Origin of the sequence: Streptococcus sp., assembly GCF_030825805.1 — a bacterium.
Lineage (GTDB): Bacteria > Bacillota > Bacilli > Lactobacillales > Streptococcaceae > Streptococcus.
Genome location: NZ_JAPJPF010000054.1, coordinates 1 through 10,804, shown reverse-complemented (window position 1 = coordinate 10,804; position 10,804 = coordinate 1). Strand labels below are relative to the sequence as shown.

Annotated in this window: 10 protein-coding genes; 9 read left to right on the top strand and 1 reads right to left on the bottom strand. The window is 42.6% G+C overall.

Features of this window, described 5'->3' with window-relative positions; translation table 11 throughout:
- The first annotated feature begins 126 nt into the window (after positions 1 to 126).
- The 5 genes from RCH62_RS07850 (at position 127) to RCH62_RS07830 (ending at position 5,251) form a co-directional block, all read left to right on the top strand.
- Positions 127 to 483 carry a helicase BlpT gene (locus RCH62_RS07850; protein WP_125334892.1) on the top strand — a complete coding sequence of 119 codons (357 nt, stop codon included), beginning with the start codon at positions 127 to 129 and terminating at the stop codon, positions 481 to 483.
- Positions 484 to 764: 281 nt separating this feature from the next.
- A complete protein-coding gene (msrB, locus tag RCH62_RS07845) occupies positions 765 to 1,700 on the top strand; it encodes a peptide-methionine (R)-S-oxide reductase MsrB (protein WP_125334890.1) in 936 nt (311 codons plus the stop codon).
- Positions 1,701 to 1,737: 37 nt separating this feature from the next.
- Complete coding sequence (locus RCH62_RS07840; protein ID WP_373689711.1) at positions 1,738 to 1,938, top strand: hypothetical protein; 201 nt, start codon at positions 1,738 to 1,740, stop codon at positions 1,936 to 1,938.
- A 335-nt stretch (positions 1,939 to 2,273) separates the two neighbouring features.
- Positions 2,274 to 3,551, top strand: coding sequence for a CapA family protein (locus RCH62_RS07835; RefSeq protein WP_229100000.1), 1,278 nt, complete (start codon positions 2,274 to 2,276; stop codon positions 3,549 to 3,551).
- A gap of 17 nt (positions 3,552 to 3,568) precedes the next feature.
- The gene (locus RCH62_RS07830; protein ID WP_125334885.1) at positions 3,569 to 5,251 is read left to right on the top strand and encodes a hypothetical protein; all 1,683 of its coding nucleotides are present in this window, start codon (positions 3,569 to 3,571) and stop codon (positions 5,249 to 5,251) included.
- A gap of 92 nt (positions 5,252 to 5,343) precedes the next feature.
- Here the strand turns inward: RCH62_RS07830 and RCH62_RS07825 are convergent, their stop codons facing one another.
- Entirely contained in the window at positions 5,344 to 6,219 is an 876-nt protein-coding gene (locus RCH62_RS07825; protein WP_306474970.1) for an AraC family transcriptional regulator, read from the bottom strand.
- 248 nt (positions 6,220 to 6,467) lie between these two features.
- On the opposite strand from RCH62_RS07825, the gene RCH62_RS07820 reads away from it, so the two are divergent.
- The 4 genes from RCH62_RS07820 to RCH62_RS07805 all read left to right on the top strand — a co-directional run bounded on the left by RCH62_RS07820 (position 6,468) and on the right by RCH62_RS07805 (position 10,599).
- Positions 6,468 to 7,301, top strand: coding sequence for an HAD family hydrolase (locus RCH62_RS07820; protein ID WP_306474969.1), 834 nt, complete (start codon positions 6,468 to 6,470; stop codon positions 7,299 to 7,301).
- 52 nt (positions 7,302 to 7,353) lie between these two features.
- A complete protein-coding gene (locus RCH62_RS07815) occupies positions 7,354 to 7,986 on the top strand; it encodes an SGNH/GDSL hydrolase family protein (RefSeq protein ID WP_048789787.1) in 633 nt (210 codons plus the stop codon).
- Between the two features lie 335 nt (positions 7,987 to 8,321).
- Positions 8,322 to 10,097, top strand: a complete 1,776-nt coding sequence (gene spxB, locus RCH62_RS07810) for a pyruvate oxidase (RefSeq protein ID WP_048688661.1) — start codon at positions 8,322 to 8,324, stop codon at positions 10,095 to 10,097.
- 154 nt (positions 10,098 to 10,251) lie between these two features.
- Complete coding sequence (locus RCH62_RS07805; protein ID WP_048688664.1) at positions 10,252 to 10,599, top strand: VOC family protein; 348 nt, start codon at positions 10,252 to 10,254, stop codon at positions 10,597 to 10,599.
- Positions 10,600 to 10,804: the final 205 nt, after the last annotated feature.

The following is a 10,804-nucleotide window of genomic DNA, read 5'->3' as shown; positions in this document are numbered from 1 at the left end:
CCCACTCAACCACTGCGTCTTGCTCGACAATCCAAAAATAATTGAAAGGCTAGGACTTTTGTCCCAGACTCATTCTGTTCCTAGTTTTAGAGATTTTCCATTTTTATAGAGAGAAAAAGGTGTACAATGGAGGTGAAAAGGAAGGTGATTTCGATGGGAGAAAGGGATGTGATTCAAGAGGCGAGGACGAAGATCGAAACTCTCCAAACAGCCTTTTCTAGGGAATGCAAAGCCAGTCATGATGCCTTTCGATTTAAAGAAAATCTAGATCAGATGTTGAAAGTTTTATTGAAGGCTCAAAGGATAGACAATCACCTGTTGATCGAGTTGGAGAAGTTTTATCAGACAGCTAGTTTATTGATTGGTCTGAGCGGGTTGCGTTTAAATGAAGAAACCTTTCAATCTTGGCGAGCTTATGATCACTGGCATTACGAGGTTGTGAAGCCTCAGTTACAGGTCTACGGACCGACGGTGGTTTTGTAGTTGATGCTAGCTTTGTGTTTATCCACAGATATTCAAAGGAGGTGTGGGACATGTCTCTCATGCATGATTTTTTCCATCAGTTTTTAGTGTCTCTACGAAATCTTGGTTATTCGCTCTTTTTCTTATTTGAAAAATAAGTGGGAGTGCCTTTATCCCTTTTACTAGTATAGTAGAAGGGATTTTTGATGCAGAATCCTTGAAAATCTGAGGCTCTTGGATTATGATGGAGCTAATAGATGTTAAGCGTTCCTCTTAGGGAATGCAGGAAGCGAGGAAAAAAGATGGCAGAGATTTATCTAGCAGGTGGCTGTTTTTGGGGCTTAGAGGAGTATTTTTCTCGGATCCTCGGTGTAGAAAAGACGACGGTGGGCTATGCCAATGGCCAGGTAGAAACGACCAATTATCAACTGATCAAAGAAACGGATCATGCAGAGACTGTACAAGTTATCTACGATCCAGACAAGATTACTTTACGCGCAATTCTGCTCTACTATTTCCGGGTGATCGATCTCTTGTCCGTTAACAAGCAGGGAAATGATCGAGGCCGCCAATATCGGACAGGTGTCTATTACCTAGACGAGGCGGATCGTCAGGTGATCGCCCACCTGTTTGCGGAGCAAGAAGAGCAACTGGGGCACAAGATCGCGGTGGAGCTAGAGCCCTTGCGTCACTATATCTTGGCTGAGGACTACCACCAAGACTATCTCAAGAAGAATCCTGGGGGGTATTGCCATATCGATGTGACGGATGCTGAGCAGCCCTTGATTGATCCAGCAGCCTACCAGAAGCCGGATCAAGAAACCTTAAAGGCGAAACTGACAGCAGAGCAGTACCAAGTCACTCAGGAGAGTGCGACGGAACGCCCGTTCCACAATGTCTATGATCAGACCTTTGAAGAGGGCATCTATGTGGATATTACGACTGGGGAGCCTCTCTTCTTTGCCAAGGATAAGTTTGCGTCTGGCTGTGGATGGCCAAGTTTCTCCCGTCCCATTGCCAAAGATGTCGTCCACTATTATCAGGATCATAGCCACGGAATGGAGCGGATCGAAGTTCGTTCCCGCTCAGGCAATGCCCATCTAGGACATGTCTTCACCGATGGACCAAAAGACCAAGGTGGCCTACGCTATTGTATCAATTCAGCCTCTCTGCGCTTTATTCCAAAAGAGGAAATGGAGCAAGAAGGTTATGGTTATTTGTTAAAGGCTTTGAAATAAGAGGGCCTTTCTAGTAGATCGAAAAACGGAGTTTATGATGAAAAATAGAAATTTGTGGTTAACAATTTTTTCACTTTCGGCTATGGTAACTCTGATTGGATTAGGATTTACTGCCTATAATCATTTTGTATTCCATCAACCTTTTATGAATCGGACGACAAAAGGGTTGATTTCGGCCTTTTTCCTAAGTCTTGTCATGGTTGCGATTAGCTTGTCCAAATCAAACGATAAGAAGTGATGATCGATCATATACATGGATCAATCAACTGTGTAGGAGCAGAACAAAGAAGCAGTTCTAAACAATGGCGCTTCTGTCCTGCTCTCTTTTTTCTCTTCTTAAAATTTGTGATACAATGAAGGGAAAGCATTTCAATGAATACTAGGTTTGATGTGGTTTTAGTGGCTCATTGTATAAACCTGAGATGATTAGAGAAGTGTGAGAATGTAAAAGGTACCATCAAGATGCTAGGGAGAGGCCTTTGAGAAGTGCAAGAGAAATAGGAAGAGAAGATGATGAAGAATTGGAAGGATCTCTTAAAGAGATGGAGCGAGCTTGGGAAAGATATCCTCAGGATGCTCAACGACTGGCTTGATATTGGCTTGGGAAAGGTGACCGCTTTTCGCCTGACCAACGAACAGTTTGTCTATGGTTTGCTGATTACAGTATTTGCGGCAGCAAATCTGGTCTTGTGGGTTCAAAAATGGAATGGTTTTCCCATTACAGCGCTAGAAATGCCGGAAGTCGTTGAAAAGCAAGAAGAAATTCATCCAGATCAGTTACCGCATACGGCTCGGATCATGGCAAATGGAGATCAACTCTATCATGACTTGATTTATATGAGCGCCGCCAAGGAAGATGGAAGCTATGATTTTTCTGAGAATTATCACTATGCTCAGGAATGGTTAAAGCAAGGGAATCTGGTCTTGGGGGATTTTGAAGGGACCATTAATCCGGATTATGGGCTTTCGGGCTATCCGATTTTCAATGCCCCTGGGGAGGTAGTTGCTTCGATTAAGGAGGCAGGCTATCAGGTGATGGATCTGGGACATAACCATATCCTCGATTCTGGCTTGGAAGGGCTGTTTTCGACTGCCAAGGCTTTTGAAGACGCGGGGATCCAAACGGTTGGTGTCTACCCACATGAGACGCGGGATCAAGCCCCTATCCTGATCAAGGAGGTAAATGGGATCAAGATTGCGATTTTGGCCTATTCCTACGGGTTTAATGGGATGGAATATAATCTAGAACAAGAGGACTATGACAACCGTCTATCGGACCTCAATGAGGAGCGGATGCGTCAAGAAATCCAAAAAGCGGAGATGGAAGCGGACATGACCATTGTCATGCCTCAGATGGGAAATGAATATGAGTTAGAGCCATCAGAGGAACAAAAGGAGCTATACCATAAGATGATTTCTTGGGGGGCGGATATCGTCTTGGGTGGTCATCCTCATGTTGTCCAGCCTGCTGAGATTGTGGATAAGGATGGGCAACAGAAATTGATTGTTTATTCTATGGGGAATTTCCTTTCCAATCAGCGGATGGAAACCATGGAAGGGATAGACAATGCGCAATGGACCGAACGGGGTGTCCTGATGGATATCACCATTGAGAAGGTAGGGCGCAAGACACGGATCAAAACGGCCACAGCTCATCCTACTTGGGTCAACCGGACGCCAAAGGACAGTTATTCTCCTGAAGGTTATGAACTCTATCATTTCCAGACCTATATCTTGGAGGACTGGATTGAAGGCGGCAAGTACCGGGATCAATTGGATGATGAAACAAAGGCGCGTGTTGATACAGCCTACCAGGAAGTGAAGGAACATGTGAATCTGAATTGGCAATAGGAAGGGAGGATTAAGGAATGGACAAACTGGAGTGGTTACCAATTGGATTTGTTGGACTGATTATCATTATGGTTCTAACAAATCGGATATCAACGATTCGTCTGAGAAAAAATTTAGCCAAGGCTTGGGAGGGGAAACCTTTTTTTATAAAAAATGATAGTGAAGAGAGTTTAGTGGAAACGATGCTTTTGGCATCTACATTCCAGCCAACGGATAGTCAAGTAGATGGTCAAACTTGGCATGATTTAGACATGCATAGAGTCTTTGATCAGCTGAACCATACACAGTCTAGTATTGGGGCAGAGGCCTTGTACCAGAAGATGCGTTTGATAAACTTTCAACCAGATGCATCTTTGCAGGAGTTAGAAGATTTCTTTGAACATCATCCGGATCTTCGTCTGAAGGTTCAGGTTGTTATGAACCAGTTAGGAAAAAAGAACCACAATATGGCTAGAAGTATTGTGGCGAATCCAGGGAAGCAAGATTCGAGGATTTATCTTTCTCTCTATATTTTTTTAGCGTGTTTGCCAGTCCTCTCTCTTTTCTTTCTTCCGTTTTTTCAAATTCAAGCCATGTCAGTCTTGATAGCGAGTGTGACGTTTAATATCATTTTTTCGAGCATTCGGAATTGGTCGAATAAAATGCGCTTGGATCAAGTTAGTTACCTGGTTCGCATCTTTGCTTCAGCGGAAAAGTTGAGCCGTCTAGCGCTACCAAAACAAGAAGCCCTCAAACAGGCTATCCAACCATTTAAGAAGACGAAAGTCATTTCCAGTATCTTACAAAGTCCAACAGGAAGCTCCGAGATGGAAATTATCCTGATTTACCTTAATTTTCTTTTCTTAATTCCGCAGATTGCTCAAATCTATATCTATCAGCAAGTGAGGACTCATCAGAAAGAAGCTCAGGAAACAATCAATCTTTTGGGGGAATTGGAAGTAGCCATCAGCCTTCTACGCCATAAGCGTGATGGTAATTTGGTTTGTCATCCCAATTTTAAGGAAGAAGCTGGGATTAAAGGAAAGGGGATCTACCATCCTTTACTAGCGGATCCGGTTGCTAATGACGTCACTTTTGAAAAAAATATGGTGATTAGTGGGGATAATGCCTCCGGAAAATCCACTTATTTGAAAATGGTAGCCATTAACTGTATTTTAGCGCAGGGCTTGGGCTTCGCTTATGGTGACAGTTTGGAGCTTTCTTATGGACATGTCATGACCTCTATGGATGTCAGCGATGATATCGAGGTTGGAGATAGTTATTTTATTACAGAGAGCAAAACGATCCTCCGAATGATTGAGAGTCTGGAAAAGTCAGGTTTTCATTATTTCTTTATTGATGAACTCTTTAAGGGAACCAATACCATTGAGCGAATTGGCTCTGGCTTAGGGATTGTCCGCTGGCTATCGAGACACAATTGCCTGTATATGATTTCAAGCCATGATATTGAGCTAGTTGCGGCATCTGGTGCAGTCAATGATAATTATCATTTTGACAGTCGCTATGTTGACGGGAAAATCGTCTTTGATTATCAGATAAAGCAGGGAGCTGCAGTAACGAAGAATGCGGTCAATACATTAAAAAGCCTTCATTTTCCTTCAGAAATCACTCAAACTTCCCAAGAATTAATTGGACAATATGAAAAGACAGGGAAATGGTCTTTGAATAGAATGTTGAGTGATAAAGAGGAAGGTTGCTAGGCTTTATCAGACCTTCTGTTGTAAAAAATTAAAAGCACATAAAACGCAAACTTCACTTGTGTTTTATGTGCTTTTATTGTTTGATCTATTGGTTATAGACAAGCTTTTCGGTATTGGCTTGGAGTAACCTGATAGTATTTCTTGAACTGGCGATTAAAGTTTGAGAGGTTGTTGAAGCCGGATTGGCTCGCGATATCAATGATTGCCAGATCGGAATGCTGGAGGAGATGGGCTGCTTTTTTCAGTCGATATTGAATGATGTACTCCATACAAGAGATCCCTAATTGTTTCTTAAAGAAATTCATGAAGTGGGTCGGGCTAAAATGGCACAGCTCTGCCAAATGCTCGATCATGAGCTCCTCTTGGTAATGGTTCGAAATATGGTCGAGGACCAAACGGATTTTTTCTTCTCTCCGGTAAGCGTCCGTTGAGAACTTCTTCTCGACGATATAGTTGTGAGAGAAGAGGAGATAGAGGAGTTCATTGAGCTGGGATTTAAGTCGGAGTTCATAGTAGGGGCCTTGTTCTCTTCCGTTTGCCATACAGGTTAAGAGGCTCTGTTTGATTTCTTCGAAACCGGGTGATTGGGCTTGAATGCGTCGGACGAATTCAAAATCCCCATTGTGGAGGGGTTGTAAATATTTTAGAGTGGCGATATTTTTATGGGTAATCCCAATCAGGTCCAGATTAAAATGCAGGACATCCATAGTATGAGAAGAACTCTGGATGGGGTGGATGGAGTGAAGGGCATTGGGTCGGATCAAAATAATATCACCAGGCTGACTATTAAAATATTCATAGTCGATATGGAACTGAGCAGTCCCTTCATTGACATAAATAATCTCAATATCGGTGTGCCAGTGAAATAAGATATCTGGCTGTCCATTTTGGGTTCTAATTTGTCTGATTGAAAAAGGGAAATCGCTGTTGGTAAAGGATGTTTGGCGGTATAAGGTCTTTGTGTTCATGCCTACCTCTTAGATCTTTTTCGGGAGTAGCAGACGTTTTTACCAGGTGTGTGAAAGGGTCTGCTAGTTACTCATACAGGGAAAATCTACTATCTATATTATAATAAAATTGGACCAAAAATTAAAGAGGATTCGGTGGAATTTCTTAAATTTTAAGGAAGGAGGAGAGGGGCGATTTATGGGAGAGAAGACTCCAAAATGATGAGGGAATGGTGTATAATAGGGGAAAGATGGAAAGAGGTGGCGGTATGCTACAAATGATTGCGACAGATATGGATGGCACTCTGATGGACGAGCAAGGAGAAGTAGATCATGGGCGTTTGAGTCGCATCTTGGATCAGCTAGACCAAAGAGGGATTCCCTTTGTCATTGCGACAGGGAACGGCTATAGCCGTATGGCTCATGTATTGGGAGACTTGAAAGATCGCGTCACCTTGGTGCTGGCCAATGGGGCACGGATATTAGAGAAGGGGAAGCTCATCCGAGAGTGTAGCTGGCCGGAAGAGCTGGTGCAGGAGGTCTTGCGTTATCTAGAAGGCCAAGAAGAAGAACTCCACCTGGTCGTTAGTAGCTTATCGGGAGGCTATGTCAAGAAAGGAACAGAGTTTCCTCTTTTAGAGCAATTGATGACGCCGGAGTTAGCGGCTGCTTTTTACAAACGGATGCGCTTTGTGGATGATTTGGTCCATGAACATGGCGAGCAAGTTTTGAAGTTAAGTGTCGTCACGGAGACTGAAAAAGTCGAAGATTTTGTGCAAGAGCTGCGAGAAAAGTTTGGAGAGCGCCTGCTTCCTGCAGCTAGTGGCTATGGGGCCATTGATATTCTGCAACCGGGTGTCAATAAGGCTACAGCCATTCAATTCTTAGAAGAACGCTGGGACGTGGATGGTGGACACTTGATGGCGTTTGGAGATAGCCAAAACGATGTCGAGATGCTTGAGTTAGCGACCTATTCCTATGCAATGGAAAATGCGGATCCCCATGCGCGACAAGCAGCCCGCTATACGGCGCCTTCTCATCAGAATCAGGGGGTTTACGAAGTCATCGAAGCTTACTTGGATGGAAGGCTCAGCTTCGACTAGGACCTTATCCTACCTTGCACAGTTTCTACTATACGAATCGAAAGGAGCCTTTATGGCTGTACAATTATTGGAGACCTGGCTGTTGAAAGAACAGGCAAAAATACAGAAGAATTACCGAGAACTGAATCAAAATCCTTTGAGGGAACCCGATATTCTTTTTATAGGAGACTCTATCGTCGAATACTATCCCCTTCAAGAGTTGCTGTTGACGAATCAGTATATGGTGAATCGGGGGATTAGAGGCTACAAGACAGACCTCTTAAGAGAGCATCTAGATGCCCATATTTTCGGTCAAGCAGTGGACAAGGTCTTTTTACTGATCGGAACTAATGACATTGGCAAGGAAATGCCCCTGTCGGAAACCATTGATAACATGAGCATTATCCTGCAGGAGATGGTGCGGCTCTTGCCCTTGGCGCAAATCAAACTCGTTTCGGTTCTTCCTGTGAATGAGGGAGAGCCTTACAAGGGGACAGTCTATATTCGGACCAATCAGAAGATTCAGACCTTGAACCAGGCCTACCACGAATTGGCCCAAGGGATGATAAATGTTGAATTTATCAATGTTTTTGATCATTTGCTTGGAGAAGATGGTCAGCTCAAACCGGCTTATACAACAGATGGACTTCATTTAACAATTGAAGGATACAGGGTCTTGAGTAAGGCTCTTCAAAGAGAAATATAACCCATCCTAGCAAGGAAAATGATTTTCCAGCTAGGATTTTTTAATGTCTTCTATAAAACAGTTTGGGGGAACACTCTATTTTGTACTAATTCTACAACAAGCAAAAACCTTGCCCTTATGCGGTTTGTGACTTCTGTTATAAAATAGTTGGCAGAAACAGAACAGATATGTGCTTTGTGTTATGTAATAGTTCCAGGCATTCAGTGAGCATATTCTTATACAAGGACAATAAAACGTGATAAATTGATATAGTAAAGTTATTTGAAACGTTTTCACTCTTTGTCGAATTCAGTTCAAAGACTGACAATTATTTTTATTGAAGGAGAGTTATATTTATGACTCAAGGAAAAATTACTGCATCTGCAGCAATGCTCAACGTATTGAAAACATGGGGCGTAGACACTATCTACGGTATCCCATCAGGAACACTTAGCTCACTTATGGACGCTTTGGCTGAAGACAAAGATATCCGTTTCTTGCAAGTTCGTCACGAAGAAACAGGTGCTCTTGCAGCGGTTATGCAAGCTAAATTTGGCGGATCTATCGGTGTTGCAGTTGGTTCAGGTGGACCAGGTGCAACTCACTTGATCAACGGTGTTTACGATGCAGCTATGGATAACACTCCATTCCTTGCTATCCTTGGATCACGTCCAGTTAACGAATTGAACATGGATGCCTTCCAAGAATTGAACCAAAACCCAATGTACAACGGTATCGCTGTTTACAACAAACGTGTAGCTTACGCTGAGCAATTGCCAAAAGTGATTGACGAAGCTTGCCGTGCTGCCGTTTCTAAAAAAGGTCCAGCTGTCGTTGAAATTCCAGTAAACTTTGGTTTCCAAGAAATCGACGAAAACTCATACTACGGTTCAGGTTCATACGAGCGTTCATTCATCGCTCCTGCTTTGAACGAAGTTGAAATCGACAAAGCTGTTGAAATCTTGAACAATGCTGAACGTCCAGTTATCTATGCTGGTTACGGTGGTGTTAAAGCTGGTGAAGTGATCACTGAATTGTCACGTAAAATCAAAGCACCAATCATCACAACTGGTAAAAACTTTGAAGCGTTCGAATGGAACTACGAAGGTTTGACAGGTTCTGCTTACCGTGTTGGTTGGAAACCAGCCAACGAAGTTGTCTTTGAAGCAGACACAGTTCTTTTCCTTGGTTCAAACTTCCCATTTGCTGAAGTATACGAAGCATTCAAGAACACTGAAAAATTCATCCAAGTCGATATCGACCCTTACAAACTTGGTAAACGTCATGCCCTAGACGCTTCAATCCTTGGTGATGCAGGTCAAGCAGCGAAAGCAATCCTTGATAAAGTGAATCCAGTTGAATCTACTCCATGGTGGCGTGCAAACGTTAAGAATAACCAAAACTGGCGTGATTACATGAACAAACTCGAAGGTAAAACTGAGGGTGAATTGCAATTGTATCAAGTTTACAATGCAATCAACAAACATGCTGATCAAGACGCTATCTATTCAATCGACGTAGGTGACACTACTCAAACATCAACTCGTCACCTTCACATGACACCTAAGAACATGTGGCGTACATCTCCACTCTTTGCGACAATGGGTATTGCCCTTCCTGGTGGTATCGCTGCTAAGAAAGACAATCCAGATCGCCAAGTATGGAACATCATGGGTGACGGTGCATTCAACATGTGCTACCCAGACGTTATCACAAACGTTCAATACGACCTTCCAGTTATCAACGTTGTCTTCTCAAATGGTAAATATGCCTTCATCAAGGACAAATACGAAGACACAAACAAACACTTGTTTGGTTGTGACTTCCCTAATGCTGACTATGCGAAAATCGCTGAAGCTCAAGGAGCTATTGGATTTACAGTTGACCGTATCGAAGACATCGACGCAGTCGTTGCTGAAGCTGTTAAATTGAACAAAGAAGGTAAAACTGTTGTTATCGATGCTCACATCACTCCACATCGTCCACTTCCAGTAGAAGTACTTGAGTTGGATCCAAAACAACACTCAGAAGAAGCAATCAAAGCCTTCAAGGAAAAATACGAAGCAGAAGAACTCGTACCATTCCGCCTCTTCTTGGAAGAAGAAGGGTTGCAATCACGCGCAATCAAATAATCCTGCTCGTCGAAAATCAAATGTAAACTGCGTTATCTTCACCTTGCCGTACTCCAGTACTGTCTGCGGTTCTATGCCTTGTTTATACTTTGATTTTCTTAGAGCAGAACTTGAAAAGATCGGAGCTATCCGGTCTTTTTCTGGAGGATAGTAAATGAATTTAAATCAATTAGATATTATCGTTTCAAATGTTCCCCAAGTATGTGCTAGCTTGGAGCGTATCTTGGACAAAAAGGCGGACTATGTTGACCAAAGTTTTGCTCAGTTCACGATTGGCAGTCACTGTCTCATGTTATCCCAAAATCATTTGATTCCTTTGGAAAATTTTCAGTCAGGAATCATTCTACACATTGAAGTTGAAGATTTGGAACAGAATCAAAAGCGTGTGAAAGAATTAGGGATTGAGATTTTACATGGGCCAGTTGTAACTGATTGGGGAACCGAATCCCTGCTAGTAAGTGGCCCTGCTGGTCTAGTGATTGATTTTTATCGTATGAAATAGGAGGCGTGGTCATTTAACGTCAACCTTAGCTATTCTTAAAATAGAATTTGAGAAAATGAACTATAGAAAAGATCGGAGCCATCCGGTCTTTTTTATTAAAGACAAAATCTTCTTTGAAACTTTCCTTAGGTGAGTACGGACGTTAGGTGAAATTATCCAGTGGATGATTTCAGCAATCCAGGAAGTTCCATGACTAAATCAAGAT